This window comes from Enterococcus devriesei (assembly GCF_001885905.1).
Classification (GTDB): Bacteria; Bacillota; Bacilli; order Lactobacillales; family Enterococcaceae; genus Enterococcus_A; species Enterococcus_A devriesei.
In genome coordinates this window covers 246022-263769 of sequence record NZ_JXKM01000001.1, presented here as the reverse complement: position 1 = coordinate 263769, position 17748 = coordinate 246022, and the positions used below count along the sequence as shown (strand labels likewise).

Genomic DNA, 17748 nt, shown 5'->3' with positions numbered 1-17748 from the left:
ATCCCTAAAAATGGAAGGAGCATCTTCAACCAATCGAGGATGCTCCTTCCATTTTTGCGATTAACTGTGAACAACTTTCTTTTTAGTCATCTCTACAATACAATTTTGCGGACAAATTTCTACGCACTCGCCACAATTAATACAGAGCTCCGGATCAATCACCGCTACATTGTTGACCATTTTGATGGCTTTTTGCGGACAAGTCTTCACACAACGATTACAAGTAATACAGCCGACCTCACAGATTTTACGTACTCCTCCGCCTTTTTCCTGATTGGAGCAAGCCACGATCGAAGTATTTTCGGCGGGCAGCATCTTGATTAAGTTTTTCGGACATACCGCGATACACTTTAGACAACCGACACATTTTTCTGAATCAATCTTCGCGATCCCATCCACTACTTCGATCGCATCATAATCACAGACAGTCTGGCAATCACCAAAGCCCATACAGCCAAATTGACAGGCTTGCGGACCACCAAAGATTTGATTGGCACCATAACAAGTACTCGTTCCTGCATAATCCATTTTCTTATTCGTAAATTCGCACGTTCCATTGCAACGAACAAAGGCGGCGACTCTATCTACCTCTCCAACTTCTACACCTAAAATCGCGGATAAAGCTGTCCGTGTGGAGGCTCCGCCAGGTGTACAGTTGGTTGCGCCGGCCTGGCCTTGCGCCATGGCTTTTGCATACCCATCACAACCGGAAAAGCCGCACGCCCCACAGTTAATCCCGGGCAACACTTCTCTTAGTGCCTCTTCTTTCTCATCGACAGGCTTATGGAAAATGATCGTGGCTAATGAAAGGATCACTCCTGCGATTAAACCCATTCCGCTGACGATGCCGATGGGTAACATGATCTCCGTCATTTACGTCCCCCCTATTTTGTCTGAATGATTCCTGCAATTTCCTTCACTCAACAGATTTATCGGAACAATCCTTCCGCCAATCCAGCAAAGCCTAAAAATGATAACGCAACGATTGCTGCCGCAATCAAAGTGATCGGCAATCCTTGTAATGATTTAGGAATGTCGTTGCCCTCTAATCGACCGCGAACGCCTGCAAAAATCACCATTGCGATTAAAAATCCGATGCCAGCAGCAAAAGCGTTAACCATCGATTGAATAAAGCTATAATTTTTCGAAAAGTTCAAAATCGTTACGCCTAGTACCGCGCAGTTGGTTGTAATTAAAGGCAGATAGATTCCCAAAGCATTGTACAAAGGTGTCATATAACGTTTCATCACGACTTCCACCAACTGAACAAGTGCGGCAATCGTCAGGATGAACACAATCGTTTGTAAATAATCCAATCCCATCGGAATCAGCAAAGCGCTGTAGATCGGATACGTCACTAAGGTCGCTAAAACCATAACAAAAGTAACCGCTAAAGACATTCCTACAGCAGTATCCAATTTTTTTGATACACCTAGAAAAGGGCAGATTCCTAAAAATTGCGACAAAACAAAATTATCCGTTAGAATTCCAGCAACTAAAATAGTAACAAAGGCCTGCATTAGTCCTCACCCGCCTTTTCTTCACAAATCGTTGTACAAGCTTCGGCAATTGGACAGGCGGAGCAATCTATTTCCTTGCTCTCGCGGTCGCTAAGTTTATTCGCTACCATGACAAGCATGCCAAATACAAAGAATCCTCCTGGCGGCAGCAGCATAATCGTCATTGGCGGAACAACCCCGGCAGTGATGGAAAAACCTAATAAGGTACCGCTACCTAATAATTCCCGGATGCCTCCCATGCATAAAAGCGCCATGGTGAAGCCCACTCCCATCCCCAATCCGTCTAAAGCAGATTGGATGACTGGATGATTCTTCGCGTAAGCTTCTGCCCGACCAAGAATGATGCAGTTTACTACGATCAGCGGCAAATAAATCCCCAAGGTCGCATCTAGCGCTGGTGCCAAAGCTTTTACCAGCAATTGAACCACTGTTACAAAACCTGCGATGATCGTAATAAAGGCGGGGATTCTTACCCGATCGGGAATCACTTTTCGTAAAAGCGAAATAACGATGTTGGAACCTAACAAGACAATCGTAGCGGCGATCCCCATCCCCAAGCCATTCATTGCCGATGTCGTCACAGCCAAGGTGGGACAAGTGCCTAACATTAGGCGAAGAACCGGATTTTCTTTAATTAATCCTTTAGTAAAAATGGCGAATTTCTTTTCGTTTTCCATTCCTTCTCCCCCTTATTTCTCTGAGTCAGCGACTTGATCAAAAAGAGCAAGTGCTTTCTCGACTGATTTCACAACAGCTGTTGACGATTTGGTTGCACCGGTGACCGCTTCTACTTGATTTTCACTAGTAGGAGCGCTTTTGACAATTTCTGGTGAACCTTGGAGATTGGAAAATTGATCAACAAACTCTTTTTTTGTGACGTTTTGCCCCAATCCAGGTGTTTCATTTGACGCATCCAAAACATCCACACCGACAACTTTTCCATCGGCTATGGCACTCATAACACTGACTTCACTGCCATAACCATAGGCTTCGGTAATAAAAAGGTAACCCAGAATCTTACCATTTGGATCAAGTGCTTTATACGCCTGTTGCCCCCCAGCTAATTTTTCTTCCTGAAAGTCCTGCGCTTTGATCAATTTTTTCATGACCGTTTGGGTTTGTGTCCATTCTTGCTTAGCGATTCGCTCCTTGAAAGCTGAGCGAGTCCCGGCAACGGCAAAGGTCACCACGAGGCAAATCACAAAGAGACACAGTGTATCTAGTAAGATCACCTTTGAGTGCTTCATTTCACCTTCGCCTCCTCACCAAAGACTTTTGGAATCGTTAAATGCTCGATATGAGGAACGAGGATGTTCATTAATAAAATCGCGTAAGACACTCCTTCAGGCAACGCCGCAAAGAAACGAATCAAGACAGTTATGATGCCACAGCCGACACCGAAGATGATCTTTCCATTTTTGGTGACTGGAGAAGTCGTATAGTCCGTTGCCATAAAAATAGCGCCCAGTAATAACCCGCCGGACATTAGTTGATACAACGGATTTCCTCCTAGTAAAGTAGCTAAGATAACCACGGTCCCGATAAAACAAAGTGGAATCACAGGTGATATCACCTTACGAGCGACTAAATAGACTCCTCCAATCAGCAATGCCAAAGCACAAGTCTCACCTAAGCTCCCGGCACGAATCCCTAAAAACATATCCAGCAGCGAAGGAATTTTTTGTCCGGTTTGCGAAGCTGAAAAATACGACGCCGATGAAATCACATCCGGTCGAAACATATAATAATTTAACGGCGGCTGCCACGTACTCATTTGTGACGCAAAGGACATCATTAAAATGATCCGGGCGGTAATCGCGGGATTGACAAAATTTTGCCCAACTCCGCCAAAAAATTCCTTCACAATTACAATGGCGATCACTCCACCTAAAGCAGCCATCCAAAAGGGCAGTGTTACCGGCAAGTTTAATGCCAGTAAAATCCCGGTAACGACCGCGGTTAAATTGTGGATCGTGTCAGACCGCTTCAAGATTTTCCTCGTTAAATATTCACTTAAAACACAAGCCCCCATGGTGACGATAATCAACATAAGTGCGCGAAATCCAAAAATAATGGTAGCAGCGATCATTGCTGGAATCAACGCGATAATCACATCCAGCATGATATTGTGGGTACTGCGCCCGCAGTGTAGGTGAGGCGAGATGGAAACAGGTAATTTGTTCATTGAACAGCCTCCCTTTCCATTTGTTTGGCTTGCTTCATTGTTTGGACAAGTCTACGGCCTGCCGGACAGACAAATGCACAGCAACCGCACTCCATACAGGCTGAAACATTCAGCTTTCTCAGCCCCGCTACATCCTTATTATGGGTACAACGTTCAATCTGCACCGGCAGAAGCGACATTGGACAAGCAGTGACACAGCTTCCGCAGCGGATGCAAGGAGACTCCTCCGGCAAACTTTGCGCCGCTGATAGAATCGTAATAGCATTCGTTTGCTTCGTGATCGGTAAGTCCATTGAAAATTGGGCGATCCCCATCATCGGGCCTCCTAGAATTATTTTGCTAGGCTCATCGACCAAACCGCCGCAATAGTCAATGACTTCGCCAATTGGCGTTCCAATCGGTACAACAACATTTTTAGGTTGAGCAACATTTCCATCTATGGTGATTCTTTTATGGGTCAAGGGCATGCCAATCTCGATATACCGCTGCAAAAGTGAAATCGTTGAGATATTCATAATCAAGCAGCCTACTTCAGAAGGGAGCTTTCCTGGTGGGATTTTTCGACCAGTTGTGGCATAGACCAGCATTTTTTCTGCCCCTTGCGGATATAATGAAGGAATCTCCATTACATCGATTGTCGGATCAAGCTCCGCCAGCTCATTCAAATGATCCCGCAGCCTTTTCAGGCCTTTTGGCTTATTGCTTTCGATCCCAATGACACCATGTCGAATATTCAAATACTTCATCACTAACTGCATTCCAGCAATGATTCGATCTGGATATTCTAGGCTTTCACGATAATCCGACGTAATAAAGGGCTCGCATTCGGCGCCATTAATAACCAGCGTGTCAATTGGCGTGTCCTCTTTGACGGCAAGCTTTACATGCATCGGAAAACCTGCGCCCCCGATTCCAACGAGACCGCTGTCGCGAGCGGCTTTTAGTAAATCTGCTTTTGAAAGAATCTCAATTGGATGTGGTTCAGGAAATTCAACCGGTAAGCCGTCACTTTTTAGATGGATTGCTTCACAGGTTTGTCCATTTGCCATCAACACAGGCTTGATTCCTTTCACTTTGCCGGATACCGAAGCATGGATCGGAGCGGAGACAAACGCCTCTGAATCACCAATCACCTGACCAACAGTGACAATATCCCCTTTCTTTACTATCGGTTTACAAGGACCACCAATATGTTGCTGCATAGGGATTGTCACAATTTCAGGAGGTTCCATAAAAACGCTCTCGTTTTCCGCGGTATTTTTATTATGAGGAACTTTGACGCCTCCCTTAAATTTTGCAATCGCTTTGACCAATGTATCCATAGACTATCCTCCTTTGTAATGTGAAGAAACGAACGATCTTTATTTTATTAGTGAATTAAACTTTATTTTATCTCTTAATATCAATATTATTACTTGTGAAAATCATTTCTATTAACCTTTGAGAAATGATTTTTCCCTCTCTATTATTTGTTATTATTATACCCTTATATAAAGCGCTTTCACAATCGATTCTAGTGAGAATCGTTCTTACTCGTACCAAAATCATCATGAAATAAAAATAATTTGTATGATTCTCATTTTTTTCCGACCTTATTGTTTAAAGGTACTTGGTTGGTAAAAGATGAAAAGAGCAAATAAAAAAAGTGTTTAGGAGATCGGCTTGCCGTCTTCTAAACACTTTAGTAACTATTTTAAATAGCAAATAATTCTGTGGCACTATCTGGATCTGTATCAAAGATTTGGAATTGATGATTGACACCCAGATCGTAACGAGTCAAAGTCTCCTCCATCGTCATATGAGCCAATTCCTTCATATTGTTCTCTCTACTTAAATGCCCTAAGTAGATTCGTTTGGTTCGATCACCGAGAATGTCTGTCATGACTAATGCTCCATCATCGTTAGACAAATGTCCGCGATCACCTAAGATACGCTGCTTCAAGCTCCAAGGATACGCCCCCATCCTCAGCATTTCTAAATCGTGATTGCTTTCGACTAAGTAAGCATCTGCATCGCGAATCGTTCCACGCAAATGTTCACTGGCATAGCCCGTATCCGTCAACATGACAAACGAATGACCATCTTTGTAAAAGCGATAAAATTGTGGCGCTGCCGCATCGTGAGACACACCAAAACTTTCGATATCTAAATCTCCGAAAGTCAAAACTTTTCCCATTTCAAAGATCTGCTTCTGTTCAACATCAACTTTCCCGATTAAAGGAGCCATCGCTTCCCAGGTTTTTTCATTCGCATAAACAGGTAATTTATATTTTCTTGCTAAGACCCCAACGCCATGAATATGGTCGCGGTGTTCGTGGGTAACTAAGATTGCATCCAGATCTTCCGGTTTTCGATCGACCTCTGCTAATAACGAAGTGATTTTCTTCCCGCTTAAACCAGCATCTACCAAGATTCGTTTTTTCGGACTCTCAAGGTATAGAGAATTGCCGGTACTGCCGCTTGCCAAGACACTGACATTGAAGGCCTGATTCATTTCTAACATGAGCAATTGGTCCTCTCTTTTAAAACTGTCCTCAGTATACAACCCTTTTTATGGATTTTCCACCTTTGGAACTAAATTATTCGTGATCACTTGATTGTTCAAAGCGTTGACCTTTTCAATCTGTGTCGTCTTGTCCGCGGTTCTAATTTTAACAAACCAGACAGGCACATAAACGTTTTTCTCTCGTACTTCCAAGGTTCTAAAATAGCCTAGATAAACATTCGTGATCGTGGATTTTGCCGGAATATTATTATTGATATACAAAGTGTTCAAGATTTCTTTTTCTGAATAAAGCGACATCTTTTCCCGTAATGGTTCGATCTCTTTCAACCGAGTTTGCGTATATTTCAAGACTTGTACTTCGCCATCAGATTTCTCGACGTCTAAAGTCACCCGTGAAGTCTCATCCATAAAGGGAATTCCTTCATAAGACTGAGCACCGACAATTTTAGCGAGCTCATTTTCCTTTTTTGAAATATCCGGTAAATAAGAATACTGTTGGCCGTCCATAATAAAAGTATTTTCCTGCATCAGTTGATTAAAACTTTTCTGCGTTGTCTTTAAGTCGAACTCCCGATTTTGACTGGGATAATCCGTTAAAATTTTGTCAGAAACACTGGCGGTTTGTGCAATTGTCTGATTGGAAGGCTCTGATAATAATGCTTGAAAATCATCTTGTTCGGCGCTTAAGTAATACCCTTCGCGATGTTCATCAGAGATTTTTTCATTTAACTCGATATCGTCATTTTTCAATCGATGAATGATATCTTCCCGCTGGTTTGAATTGGTGACTAAGCTTTGTTCGTGTTGATTACTCCAGAAAATACTAAAAAGAAAAATATTCAATCCGATGAAAACGAAAAAGAAGATCCATTCAATTTTTCTAAAATCCATCTAGCTCGCCTCCGTTTCAAAATTACCTAGCATCATTTGATTTGCTGAATACCAAGTATCTTCATATTTGACGAACCACTCTGGAGTCAAAGCAACCAGCTTATTTACCCCGTCGATATCTTGCCACGTATAGCCGATTATAAAACTTTTTATTTTACTTAAATCGATCCCGGCCGCCGCTAAATTCGTTTCGATTTCCAAGGTACTTGGCAATTCAACCTCTTCATCTGAAGGGATCGGGACTTGGACCGTATCCATACTGGTTTCGATTTTGACTTGCGGAACCGTTGCCGTATTTGATGGATCGATCGTTACACTCATTTTCCCTTTGGAAGACTGACTGAAGATCGGATAACCTTCGACGAAGATTCGATAATTTATTTTCCCATCTTGATGGTCGAAATAGCGCAAATTACCCACTGCTGTACCTAGTCGACTGACATAATTAAAGGTCTGGCTATAGACGCTTTCATCTTCCAAATCTTCTGGCAACTCGCCTGTAAAAGTGACCAATCGTTTTTGCTCGTCCATCATGATCTCTTCGTGACCACTGACAAATGAACGGGCCCCGCTTTCTTCTTCCTCACCTTTCGCCTGATCTGGATTTTGGAAAAAGGCATTACGGAAAAGAGAGTACGATTGTGTCGTTAAAATATAGCTGTATTTTTTCAACCGAACCTGTTCTTTCGTCCGCAGTAAACGAGGAATCAATGAATTCTCTTCTGTCATCGCCAAGTAACGGTTTTGATTTTTTTGATAAATTGTTTCCAAGCTGGAAAAATCAGCTGAGATTGAGGCTTCGTAAACCATATTTTTATGATAATTCAAAAAGCGAATCTTTTTCTTTGAAAAATCGATTTGAATTTTCGAAAAAGAGATACTATCCGCATCCTTCAAGGCTTTTAAACTGATAGGCATATCGAAAACTTTAACGTACTCAGTCAGTGAAAACCCGCCTTCATAATTCAATTCGATGCCGTGATCCAAACTATAATAGCTTTGGATTTCTTCTTCGCCTTCTGCTACTTGCTGCAGTTGGCCAAAGGTACTTTCAGTCAAACGAGCTTGTGTCGTCGCTAATAGATTCTCACTGCTCGTCTGATATTTTCCGTCTGCTAAATCCCAAATCCCACGAATCGGTAAAAAAGCATCCGTCGCTTTCGCGTAGTTTTGATCATTTTTCACAGCTTGCTTACTAGTATTTACCTCGGCAATTTTGGCGGTGGGGCTGAGCCAGATAGCATAAGTCAAAGCCAAGCTAATTAAGATCAATAGGAGAAGGGCTACGCGAATGATCTTTTCTGATAGTTTCATTCCCAAATATCCTCCTCATAAGGTTCATATGGTAAAGAAATGTAGAAGGTCGAGCCTTTTCCTTCGACACTTTCAACCCAAATCTGCCCTTGGTGAGCTTTCATCACTTCTTTTGAGATTGCTAACCCTAGGCCGGTCCCACCTTGTTTCCGAGCTCTTGCCTTGTCGACTCGATAAAAACGTTCGAAGACTTTTTCCAAATCTTTTTTAGGAATCCCTAGTCCTTCATCTGAAATCCCCAAAACGACGTTGTTATGGGTTTCCATCAAATGAACTTCAATCTTCCCACCATCTGGTGAATACTTAATCGCGTTGTTCATGATATTATCGATGACTTGCATGATCTTATCAGTATCGATTTCTACCCATAAGTCACGTTCCGTAAACTCACGAATAATTCGATATTTTTTCTCTTGACTCGTCACCATCATGTCAAAACGATCTAAAATATAATCGACTAGCTCATTGAAATTGACTAATTCCAAATCCATTTGCTGTGCACCGGAATCCATCCGAGAAAGATTCAATAGATCGTTAATCATCCGAATCATCCGATCAGTCTCGCCTAAGGTCACACGAATAAAATCAGGTGCGATCTTTTCGTCTTGCCAAGCGCCTTCTTCTAAGGCTTCCAAATAGCTCCGCACACTCGTTAATGGGGTCCGTAATTCATGAGAGACATTCGATACGAAATGACGCCGTTCCTCTGCCGTCTTCTCCTGTTCAGTAACATCGTGTAAAACGACAACTAATCCACTAATAAATCCTGATTCACGACGAATCATCGCGAAATCAGAACGCAAGGTCATGCGGTCTTCATCAGCCTCAGATTTAGAACGGTTGATCAAAATCTCTTCCGGTGTCTCTAGTAATTTCCGCAAGGTATATTCTTCATCTAGCTCCAACAAAGTCAAAATCGATTGACCGATCGCTGATTCACTCGTGACATCTAATAAAGACAACGCCATCTCGTTGATCGTAATGACCTTGCCGCGACGATCCGTGGCAATAACACCGTCAGTCATATGGGTCAAAACGCTGTCCAAACGGTTCCGCTCGGCTTCCATCGTATCTTGAGCGTCTTCGATTCGATCGGACAACTTGTTAAAGGTCTCTGCCAATTGACTCAATTCATCATGCCCGTGGACCTCAACCTTTTCGGAATAGTCCCCTTGGGCGATTCGCACGGCTTGCTTCTGCATCTCTTTGATTGGTTTGGTAATCGATCGGGCCACTAATAAAGCCACTACGATGGAAATCAAGCCGGCGATCATCGAGGCGGTAAAGAAGATCAACGCAGTGTTGCTAATTTCGGTATATTTTTGTTCAATGTCACTCTTAACATAAAGAGCCCCGATCACAGCCGAATCGCCGGTCGGGGACTGAATAGGTTGGACATTGATATATACCCGTTTATTATTGTCATCAAGCGTTACATATTGCTTCATTGAAAAATCATCGATATCACTGTACTCATTCTTTTTACCGACAATCGAATCCTTTTGCCCCACATCATTGGTGGCTAGAACGATTCCCTTGTCATCAACAACCCACATATCGGTAATATCGGAAGCGTTGTTGTTCTCAAGAATGCGCTGAATCTGATCCGATTCATTGTCACTATCTTCTGTCATAGTGGCACCTAATGTCGTACTCAAATTAGCCACTCGTTGATTCATATCTTTGGTAAAAGTATCGATCGTTGATTTTTCAAGTCCACGAATAAAATACGCGCCGATGATTTCAATCGAAATCAACAAAATCAAGATAAAAGAAAAAGCAATCTTGAAATTGACTGAACGATAAAAACGGACTTTTTTTTCCATAATTACTCCTGTTCAGGGTTGCGTAGATAATAGCCTACGCCACGTCGTGTTACTAAATAAGTCGGATGACTCGGGTTGTCTTCGATTTTCTCACGGAGACGACGAACCGTCACGTCCACGGTACGAACATCGCCAAAATAATCGTAGCCCCAAACCGTTTGCAATAAATGTTCGCGGGTCATTACTTGCCCGATGTGCTTCGCTAAATAATGCAATAATTCAAACTCACGATGAGTCAACTCGATGGTCTGACCGTGTTTTGTTACCATGTAAGCGTCTGGATGAATCGTCAAATCACCGATCGTCAAATCGCTTTGAGTCGTTGATTCTTCTTCCTTCGGCGCTTGACCGCCACGTCTTAGGTTGGCTTTCACCCGTGCAACTAATTCACGATTAGAAAAAGGTTTCGTTACATAATCATCGGCGCCTAGCTCCAAGCCTAAAACCTTATCGATTTCAGAATCTTTAGCTGTCACCATAATGATCGGCATCTCATGGGTCTTGCGTACTTCACGAGCCACTTCCAAACCGTCTTTTTTAGGCAGCATTAGATCCAATAAAATTAAATCTGGATTGACTTCTTCGACTTTTTCCAAAGCTTCTTCACCATCAAATGCAGTGAAGACTTCATAGCCCTCTTTGGTTAAATTAAATTTCACGATCTCCGAGATCGGTTTTTCATCATCTACAACTAGAATTTTTTTCACTAAGAGTCACCTCATACCTTCATAGGATTGTATGTACGCTTTACTATTATACAATAATTTCAATAGCGTTTCATCTTTTCAATTAGATGACCATTTATTTACAGGCTTTTAAGCAAGAAAAAAAGAAAAGTTTAATAAACACACACCAGTATTGAAGAAGACGCCAAGAATAATTTCAGCACAGAAGCTTTTATTTACCTTTAATGATGTTGAACCGTGTAAGTTTGAGCACACAAAAATAAGTCTATTCTGATTGAATTTGCATCATAATCAGAATAGACTTATTGTATTTCATATTAAAAATTCACAAAGAATCCAGAACAATGCTGCGCTCCTTAATATTTAATCTAAGACTTGGCACACGACACCTAATGAACCTGGACCAGTATGAACTGACAGCGCAGGTGAAACTTTTCCAAAGTAAATATTTTCGGCAGTCGGAAATAATTCCTGCAGCCGCTGACGCATTTTTTCGGCTGTTTCCATCGCATCTGCTTGGGTAATGGCTAAATTGAAACGTTTGTGAGTGCCGATTTGCTCTTTGACTAATTGGATCGTCTTATCAATACTTTTATTTAATCCCCGTACTTTGGCAACCGTATAATAAATGCCTTCTGGGTTGCAGGAAATAATCGGTTTTAATTTCAAGGCGCTCCCTAGTAATGAAGCAACTAGCCCAATTCTTCCGCCCTTTTGCAGGTATTCTAAGGTATCTACATTGAAATAGATCTTAGTAGTAGGAATCTTGCTTTCCACTTCTTGGATAACCTCGGTAAATGATTTTCCTTGTTTCACTAGATCCCCAGCGTAAATCGCCAAGATTCCCGCGCCAATCCCGACATTTTTTGTATCGATTGATTGGAAGGTCAATCCTTCATAGTGCTCTCCTAAAACACGTAACGCGTTATACGTGCCGCTTAATCCACTGGAGATCGTCACAATGATTACGTGAGTATAGCCTTCCGCCTTGATTTGGTCAAAGACTTCATGGATCAATTCGCCGTCTGGTAAAGAAGTTGTTGGCAATTCCTTTTTAATTAAAGGAAAGATCGTATCGGAGCTGATATCCACCCCATCCTTATATTCTCGATCACTAAAAATAATTCGTAACGGCACCATAAAGAATGGACCATTATCCACGACTTCTTTCGGTACATCTGTTCCCGAATCAACTAAAATCGCAATTTTCTCACTCATTCTTTTCGCCCTCCTGTTCTTTATCTAATTGGATAATTTTTTCGGTTAACATTTTTTGGGTGAAGGAAGCGACAGCGCCTTCCATCGCCAAATAATAAAAATCATTGCTATTTCTCGTTAAGCTGACCTCTTCGCCTAAAACGATTTTGGCGATTTGTAACAGTTTTTCTTCCTGAACGATGCAAAAATTGTTGTAGGCCTCTTGTGGTTCATATAGAGCCAACTGCATCCGAATTAGCTCGTTGATATCAGGAATAGAGAACACCTGCTTTAATAAAGTAATCGCTATCAAATAGGCTAAGTGATTGCGATTATAACGCTTTTTAACAGGTGCTGGGACTAATTTATGTTTAACATAGTTGTTGACCATCGCACTTGATAACAACGGATGCTTCTCGTCTTCTATCAGTGGCGACAAATAACGATCAACAAGTGTGATCACTTGATCCATATACAATTCTAATTCTGGCAACTCATCCCAGCGAGGTAGTTGAATTGTTTTTAACTCCTCCGCCCAAGCTTTGAGTTTGGTTTTTTCCATGAACGTCCAACTCCTTTCATTCTTATTTTAACAAAATCATCATAATTATACAACGTGGTTTCTAAGACCAGATAATTGAATTGCTTTCATAAAAAAATTTTAGTTTTTCTTCTTGCATTTTTATTTTCTCAGTGCTAACATATGAAAGTACTTTGTTTGGGCCGTTAGCTCAGTTGGTAGAGCAGCTGACTCTTAATCAGCGGGTCGCGGGTTCGAGCCCCTCACGGCCCATTGGGTGCCAAACCCACGCCACATAAGTGTCTTTGGCTACTTCGGTAGTTTAGAAAAAGACGCTTGATGTGGCACTTTTTATTTTTATTAAAAATAATTTAAATATAAAAAGAACATTGATTATTCCTAAAAAAAATAAGCTGATGCTTTTTTATAAACAACTCTTAACTTCATACAAAAACAGCCCAAACAACGATTGTTTGGGCTGTTTTTTTTAATTAAACTTCTACAGCTTTTTCACTTTTTAAATGCTGCAATTTTTTCTTATAGTAGGCTACTTCGTCTTCCGCTGCATAAATAAAATGTCCCGGTCCGATCTCTCGCAACGAACGTTCTTTGCCATCGTGTGGCTCGGTTTGATATTTGATCCGGCGACGTTGCCGCTCATGATCAGGGTCTGGCATCGGAATTGCCGATAAGAGACTTTCTGTATAAGGATGCACGCCGAAGTGATAAATTTCATCACTGCTACCTACTTCTAGTAAGTGACCATTATTCATTACGCCGATCCGATCGCTGATGTGTTTTACCATCGAAAGATCATGAGCAATAAACAAATAAGTCAAATTGTGTTCCTTTTGCAAGTCTTGCAATAGATTGACTACTTGAGCTTGAATCGATACGTCTAAAGCCGAGATCGGTTCATCACAAATAATAAAGCGAGGACGCACCGCCAACGCTCGGGCAATCCCGATCCGCTGACGCTGTCCACCAGAAAATTCATGAGGATAACGTGTTCCATGACTTGGATTCAGTCCAACTGTCTCCAACAGATCATTCACAATTTTATCACGCTCTTTGCTAGTGCTGGCCAATCCGTTGACATCGATCCCTTCTGCAATGATATCTTTGACTTTCATGCGAGGATTCAAGGAAGCATACGGATCTTGGAAGATCATTTGAACATCCCGTCGAAATTGTTTTGAGGCTTCTTTGCCGTGGATTTTAGTAACATCTTGTCCATCAAATAAGACTTCACCCGCCGTCTGCTGGTTCAAACGAATAATTGTTCGTCCCGTCGTGGATTTCCCACTGCCGGACTCACCAACTAATCCAAAGGTCTCACCCTCTTCGATATAAAAACTGACATCATTCACGGCACGAACTTCATCTTTTCGGCCGGCATTGAAATATTGTTTTAGATTATTGACTTCTAACAGCCGTTTTGTCATAGTGATCCTCCTCGTGTTACGCAGAATGTTGTTTTTGTTTTTTTGCAAAGATATCCCAGCGCCGTTGAATCTCGGCAGGAGGAGTAACTGCAGGTGCTTGCGGCGCCAATAACCAAGTCGCGGCTTTATGCGTTGCTGAGAGCTCGAAAAACGGAGGCTCTTGCTCAGCGTCGATTTTTAATGCAAACTCATTTCGAGGATAAAAGGCATCGCCTTTTGGCGGGTCTAGTAAATCGGGCGGCGAACCAGGGATCGCATACAAGCGATCATTTTCACTTTCTAATGTCGGCATTGAGCCTAGTAAGCCCCATGTATAAGGATGCTGCGGATTGTAGAAAATCTCTTCCGCTGTCCCAACTTCAATAATTTTACCTGCATACATCACCGCTACTCGATCAGCCACATTGGCTACTACCCCTAAATCATGGGTAATGAAAATAATCGATGTTTCGATCTTTGTTTGGATTTCTTTTAGTAATTCTAAAATTTGGGCTTGGATCGTCACGTCTAACGCTGTCGTCGGTTCATCGGCAATCAGGATTTCTGGATTACAAATCAGCGCAATCGCAATCACGATCCGTTGACGCTGCCCGCCGGAAAATTGATGGGGATAACTTTTTAACCGTTTCTCGGCATCGGGAATGCCAACTAAGTTCAACAAATCCAAGGCCGCTTTTAAGCCTTCTTTTTTCGAAACTTTTTTGTGCTTTCTTAAAGACTCGGCCACTTGTTTGCCGATCGGCATCGTTGGATCTAAAGAAGTCATAGGATCTTGGAAAATCATAGCGATTTCTCGTCCACGAATTTTTTGCATTTCTTTTTCTGTTTTGTTGACTAAATTATCACCTTTGAATACTATTTCTCCCTGATCGATATTCGCATTACTAGAAAGTAGCCGCATGATTGTCCGGGTGGTTACGGATTTCCCGCTACCAGATTCTCCCACAATGGCTAAGGTCTCACCTTTATTTAATTCAAAATCGACACCGCGAATCGCGCGAACTTTTCCCGCATAAGTATCAAAAGATATTTGTAAGTTGTTTACTTCCAGAATTTTTGTCATACGCTCGTCACTCTTTCATTTTCGGATCGAAGGCATCTCGCAAACCGTCTGCCAATAGATTAAAACAGATCATAATGACGGAAATCGTCACCGCTGGAATCCATAATAAGTATGGCAAGTATAAGAAGGTTTTGTACCCGTCGTTCAACAATGTACCTAAAGAAGCATTCGGCGGCATCAAGCCTAGACCGATGAAACTCAAGAAAGCTTCAAAGAAGATCGCCGTTGGAATACTGAACATCATTTGAATAATAATGACACTGGAGATATTCGGGACGATATGCTTGAAGGCAATCTTCCATTTAGATTCTCCTAAGGTCATCCCAGCTAAAACATATTCTTGATCTTTCAATTTCAACGTCTGGGCTCGAACAATCCGCGCCATCGGTATCCAGTTGGTAATCGCCATCGCAGCTACGATTGAGAAGATCCCTGGTTCAAAAACTACCAGCATCAAAATCATTACCACTAAGTTGGGAATCCCTGAAAGAATTTCCAAGAAACGCTGCATCGCATTATCGACTTTTCCGCCTAAAAGACCTGAGATCAAGCCATAAGCCACACCGATCGTAATATCAAAGAGAGCGGCGATAAAGGCGATCAATAGTGAGATCCGTGTTCCCATGAATAGTCGGCTCAACACGTCTCGGCCTAAGCTATCTGTTCCTAATAAATAATTCACGTTGCTGGGGACATCCGCTTGAGCGTATTTATTGACCAATTCACCGGCCACCATTGTTTTTCCGTTCAAACCGTTAATGTTCAGACCGGGAATTCGTGGTGGCAGATTGCTGTAATCCACATTTTGCTTCGTAGGATCTTGGGGTGAAATAAAAATCGTTAAAATTGAAACCGCGATGATCACGACCAGTAAACTCATAGAAATCACGGCTGCTTTATTTTTTTTCAAACGGCGCCAAGAATCTTGTAAGAAATTCAAGGAAGGCGCAGCAATTTCTTCCCGTTCCTTCTCGGTATTTTTTTGTAACGGTTGAAATTCATCAGCAGGAATATCAACGATCGAAGAATATTTGATTGTTTCCATCAGCTCTTACTCCCTTCTGATAAACGAATCCGCGGATCAACAAGCCCATATAACAAGTCTACAACTAAAATAACGAAGACTAGCATAAAGGAATAAAGGATCGTCACCGCCATGATTGTTGGATAGTCATTGGTGGTAATGGACTTAACGAATTGTTCGCCGATCCCAGGAATTGCGAAAATATTTTCAACTACCAACGAACCGGTCATCAAGGCCACTGCTAGAGGTCCTAATAAGGTCATTAGAGGAATCAAACTATTTCGTAAACCATGCTTAAAGGCGATTTCCCAACGACTTAATCCTTTAGCCCGTGCCAACTCCACATAATCACTATGAAGGACTTCCACCATCTCGGTTCGAATAAAACGGGCCGAATCGGCTAATGGTGACATCGCCAAGGCGATCGTCGGCAAGATGGTATAGGCGAAGCCTTCCCATTTGGCGATCGGTAGAACTTGCAGCTTCATGGCAAAGATATACTGTAGTAAAACAGCAAAGACAAAGTTCGGGATTGAACGTCCCAAAATTGCTACTAGCGTTGAGGATGTATCCACCCAAGAGTTTTGGCGCATTGCTGCTACCGTTCCTAAAATGATCCCCACAAGGGTACCAAAGATAATTGCTTGTAACCCAAGTTGTAAGGAAGGTCCGATTCGTCCAGCTAATAAAGTCGCTACCGCTTGGTTTTTAAACTGGAAGGAAATCCCAAAGTCTCCTTGGACTAGATTGGATAAATAAATACCGTATTGAACGATCACCGGTTTGTCTAATCCCACCTGCTTGTTTAACATCGCAATCGTTTCTGGACTTAGACGTTCCTGATTGGTATATGGTGTCCCTGGTAATAATTGCATCAAGAAGAAAGTGATGGTCGCAATCAGCCATAATGTAATCAACATAAAAAAGACACGCTTTAATAAATACTTAACATAGCCGCTCATCTGGTGCCTCCTAATTTCTATCGTGATATGTATTTTAAATACATCGAATATCATTGAATTGTTTTACTAACTTTTATGAATAGAGCAAAAGCCCCACTGAATTTAACAGCCTGTTCTTTGACTTTAAAGATCATTTTGTTTTACAGTATCAATAGCTGTCCTTAACTTAAAAATTGGAGTTGTATGTATGAAAAATAAATTATTTCCCATCAGTATCGGTAGTGGGCTGTTAATCTTGACTGTCGTCTATTCTGCTTTTCAGAATGATTTGACGGCCGTAGCCTTATCCAACCGATTCTTTTTAGTTAGTCTGCCCTTTTTGATTATCGGCATTTTGTTATGGATTTTTTCTTCAGGCTTCTTTGACTATTTTCAGCATTCTATGAAACAAGCCGTTAATAGAAAACAAAAGAAAAAATCAGAAGGCTTGACCCTCTCCGAAGTGGGACAAGGACGCTATTTCTTTTGGTTGATCATTGCAGCGATCTTAATCGTCGCATCAATCTTTTGTGTCATTCTAGCAATGATCTAAAAGGAAGTTGGAACAAGGAACGTTCCAACTTCTTTTTTAGTCATCATCCCCCGTTTGCCCATCAACCAGCCTTTCCC

At 41.8% G+C, this 17748-nt stretch carries 18 protein-coding genes and 1 tRNA gene; 2 read left to right on the top strand and 17 right to left on the bottom strand.

Annotation, left to right across the window (positions count from 1 at the left end; genetic code table 11):
- Nucleotides 1-60: 60 nt before the first annotated feature.
- The 13 genes from RV00_RS01145 to RV00_RS01085 form a co-directional block, all read right to left on the bottom strand.
- On the bottom strand, nt 61-873 hold the full coding sequence (locus tag RV00_RS01145; protein ID WP_071860768.1) for an RnfABCDGE type electron transport complex subunit B: 813 nt from the start codon (nt 871-873) through the stop codon (nt 61-63).
- Between the two features lie 56 nt (nt 874-929).
- The gene (locus RV00_RS01140) at nt 930-1520 is read right to left on the bottom strand and encodes an electron transport complex protein RnfA (protein ID WP_071860767.1); all 591 of its coding nucleotides are present in this window, start codon (nt 1518-1520) and stop codon (nt 930-932) included.
- Nucleotides 1520-2197 (bottom strand): electron transport complex subunit RsxE, encoded by a 678-nt coding sequence (rsxE, locus tag RV00_RS01135; RefSeq protein WP_071860766.1) that lies wholly within the window; start codon nt 2195-2197, stop codon nt 1520-1522. The genes RV00_RS01140 and rsxE overlap by 1 nt, the downstream gene beginning before the upstream one ends.
- A 12-nt stretch (nt 2198-2209) precedes the next feature.
- The gene (locus RV00_RS01130; protein WP_071860765.1) at nt 2210-2767 is read right to left on the bottom strand and encodes an RnfABCDGE type electron transport complex subunit G; all 558 of its coding nucleotides are present in this window, start codon (nt 2765-2767) and stop codon (nt 2210-2212) included.
- Nucleotides 2764-3705 (bottom strand): RnfABCDGE type electron transport complex subunit D, encoded by a 942-nt coding sequence (locus tag RV00_RS01125; RefSeq protein WP_071860764.1) that lies wholly within the window; start codon nt 3703-3705, stop codon nt 2764-2766. The genes RV00_RS01130 and RV00_RS01125 overlap by 4 nt, the downstream gene beginning before the upstream one ends.
- Nucleotides 3702-5027 (bottom strand): electron transport complex subunit RsxC, encoded by a 1326-nt coding sequence (rsxC, locus tag RV00_RS01120; protein WP_071860763.1) that lies wholly within the window; start codon nt 5025-5027, stop codon nt 3702-3704. Before rsxC ends, RV00_RS01125 begins: the two co-directional genes overlap by 4 nt.
- A 371-nt stretch (nt 5028-5398) precedes the next feature.
- Nucleotides 5399-6208, bottom strand: a complete 810-nt coding sequence (locus tag RV00_RS01115; RefSeq protein WP_071860762.1) for an MBL fold metallo-hydrolase — start codon at nt 6206-6208, stop codon at nt 5399-5401.
- A 48-nt stretch (nt 6209-6256) separates the two neighbouring features.
- Complete coding sequence (locus RV00_RS01110; RefSeq protein WP_071860761.1) at nt 6257-7102, bottom strand: two-component system regulatory protein YycI; 846 nt, start codon at nt 7100-7102, stop codon at nt 6257-6259.
- Nucleotides 7103-8416: a YycH family regulatory protein gene (locus tag RV00_RS01105; protein WP_071860760.1), complete on the bottom strand. Its 1314-nt coding sequence runs from the start codon at nt 8414-8416 to the stop codon at nt 7103-7105.
- Nucleotides 8413-10242, bottom strand: a complete 1830-nt coding sequence (gene walK, locus RV00_RS01100; protein WP_071860759.1) for a cell wall metabolism sensor histidine kinase WalK — start codon at nt 10240-10242, stop codon at nt 8413-8415. The genes RV00_RS01105 and walK overlap by 4 nt, the downstream gene beginning before the upstream one ends.
- Before the next feature lie 2 nt (nt 10243-10244).
- Nucleotides 10245-10949, bottom strand: coding sequence for a response regulator YycF (yycF, locus tag RV00_RS01095; protein ID WP_071860758.1), 705 nt, complete (start codon nt 10947-10949; stop codon nt 10245-10247).
- 342 nt (nt 10950-11291) lie between these two features.
- Nucleotides 11292-12146, bottom strand: a complete 855-nt coding sequence (locus tag RV00_RS01090) for a DegV family protein (RefSeq protein ID WP_071860757.1) — start codon at nt 12144-12146, stop codon at nt 11292-11294.
- Entirely contained in the window at nt 12139-12687 is a 549-nt protein-coding gene (locus tag RV00_RS01085; RefSeq protein WP_071860756.1) for a DUF1836 domain-containing protein, read from the bottom strand. The genes RV00_RS01090 and RV00_RS01085 overlap by 8 nt, the downstream gene beginning before the upstream one ends.
- Nucleotides 12688-12845: 158 nt before the next feature.
- On the opposite strand from RV00_RS01085, the gene RV00_RS01080 reads away from it, so the two are divergent.
- Nucleotides 12846-12918 (top strand) — tRNA-Lys (locus tag RV00_RS01080).
- A 218-nt stretch (nt 12919-13136) separates the two neighbouring features.
- Here the strand turns inward: RV00_RS01080 and RV00_RS01075 are convergent.
- The 4 genes from RV00_RS01075 to opp3b are packed head-to-tail and all read right to left on the bottom strand — an operon-like array spanning nt 13137 to nt 17139.
- Nucleotides 13137-14090, bottom strand: coding sequence for an ABC transporter ATP-binding protein (locus RV00_RS01075; RefSeq protein WP_071860755.1), 954 nt, complete (start codon nt 14088-14090; stop codon nt 13137-13139).
- A gap of 16 nt (nt 14091-14106) precedes the next feature.
- Nucleotides 14107-15153 (bottom strand): ABC transporter ATP-binding protein, encoded by a 1047-nt coding sequence (locus tag RV00_RS01070; RefSeq protein ID WP_071860754.1) that lies wholly within the window; start codon nt 15151-15153, stop codon nt 14107-14109.
- A gap of 7 nt (nt 15154-15160) precedes the next feature.
- A complete protein-coding gene (gene opp3C / locus RV00_RS01065; protein ID WP_071860753.1) occupies nt 15161-16198 on the bottom strand; it encodes an oligopeptide ABC transporter permease in 1038 nt (345 codons plus the stop codon).
- Complete coding sequence (gene opp3b, locus RV00_RS01060; protein WP_071860752.1) at nt 16198-17139, bottom strand: oligopeptide ABC transporter permease; 942 nt, start codon at nt 17137-17139, stop codon at nt 16198-16200. The genes opp3C and opp3b overlap by 1 nt, the downstream gene beginning before the upstream one ends.
- 187 nt (nt 17140-17326) lie before the next feature.
- On the opposite strand from opp3b, the gene RV00_RS01055 reads away from it, so the two are divergent.
- The gene (locus RV00_RS01055) at nt 17327-17671 is read left to right on the top strand and encodes a DUF3899 domain-containing protein (RefSeq protein ID WP_071860751.1); all 345 of its coding nucleotides are present in this window, start codon (nt 17327-17329) and stop codon (nt 17669-17671) included.
- Nucleotides 17672-17748 lie beyond the last annotated feature (77 nt).

What these genes read in the sequence shown, in the direction of transcription:
- RV00_RS01145 (WP_071860768.1), bottom strand. Translation starts at nt 873, where the DNA reads ATGACGGAGATCATGTTACCCATCGGCATCGTCAGCGGAATGGGTTTA.
- RV00_RS01140 (WP_071860767.1), bottom strand. Translation starts at nt 1,520, where the DNA reads ATGCAGGCCTTTGTTACTATTTTAGTTGCTGGAATTCTAACGGATAAT.
- rsxE (WP_071860766.1), bottom strand. Translation starts at nt 2,197, where the DNA reads ATGGAAAACGAAAAGAAATTCGCCATTTTTACTAAAGGATTAATTAAA.
- RV00_RS01130 (WP_071860765.1), bottom strand. Translation starts at nt 2,767, where the DNA reads ATGAAGCACTCAAAGGTGATCTTACTAGATACACTGTGTCTCTTTGTG.
- RV00_RS01125 (WP_071860764.1), bottom strand. Translation starts at nt 3,705, where the DNA reads ATGAACAAATTACCTGTTTCCATCTCGCCTCACCTACACTGCGGGCGC.
- rsxC (WP_071860763.1), bottom strand. Translation starts at nt 5,027, where the DNA reads ATGGATACATTGGTCAAAGCGATTGCAAAATTTAAGGGAGGCGTCAAA.
- RV00_RS01115 (WP_071860762.1), bottom strand. Translation starts at nt 6,208, where the DNA reads ATGTTAGAAATGAATCAGGCCTTCAATGTCAGTGTCTTGGCAAGCGGC.
- RV00_RS01110 (WP_071860761.1), bottom strand. Translation starts at nt 7,102, where the DNA reads ATGGATTTTAGAAAAATTGAATGGATCTTCTTTTTCGTTTTCATCGGA.
- RV00_RS01105 (WP_071860760.1), bottom strand. Translation starts at nt 8,416, where the DNA reads ATGAAACTATCAGAAAAGATCATTCGCGTAGCCCTTCTCCTATTGATC.
- walK (WP_071860759.1), bottom strand. Translation starts at nt 10,242, where the DNA reads ATGGAAAAAAAAGTCCGTTTTTATCGTTCAGTCAATTTCAAGATTGCT.
- RV00_RS01090 (WP_071860757.1), bottom strand. Translation starts at nt 12,146, where the DNA reads ATGAGTGAGAAAATTGCGATTTTAGTTGATTCGGGAACAGATGTACCG.
- RV00_RS01085 (WP_071860756.1), bottom strand. Translation starts at nt 12,687, where the DNA reads ATGGAAAAAACCAAACTCAAAGCTTGGGCGGAGGAGTTAAAAACAATT.
- RV00_RS01075 (WP_071860755.1), bottom strand. Translation starts at nt 14,090, where the DNA reads ATGACAAAACGGCTGTTAGAAGTCAATAATCTAAAACAATATTTCAAT.
- RV00_RS01070 (WP_071860754.1), bottom strand. Translation starts at nt 15,153, where the DNA reads ATGACAAAAATTCTGGAAGTAAACAACTTACAAATATCTTTTGATACT.
- opp3C (WP_071860753.1), bottom strand. Translation starts at nt 16,198, where the DNA reads ATGGAAACAATCAAATATTCTTCGATCGTTGATATTCCTGCTGATGAA.
- opp3b (WP_071860752.1), bottom strand. Translation starts at nt 17,139, where the DNA reads ATGAGCGGCTATGTTAAGTATTTATTAAAGCGTGTCTTTTTTATGTTG.
- RV00_RS01055 (WP_071860751.1), top strand. Translation starts at nt 17,327, where the DNA reads ATGAAAAATAAATTATTTCCCATCAGTATCGGTAGTGGGCTGTTAATC.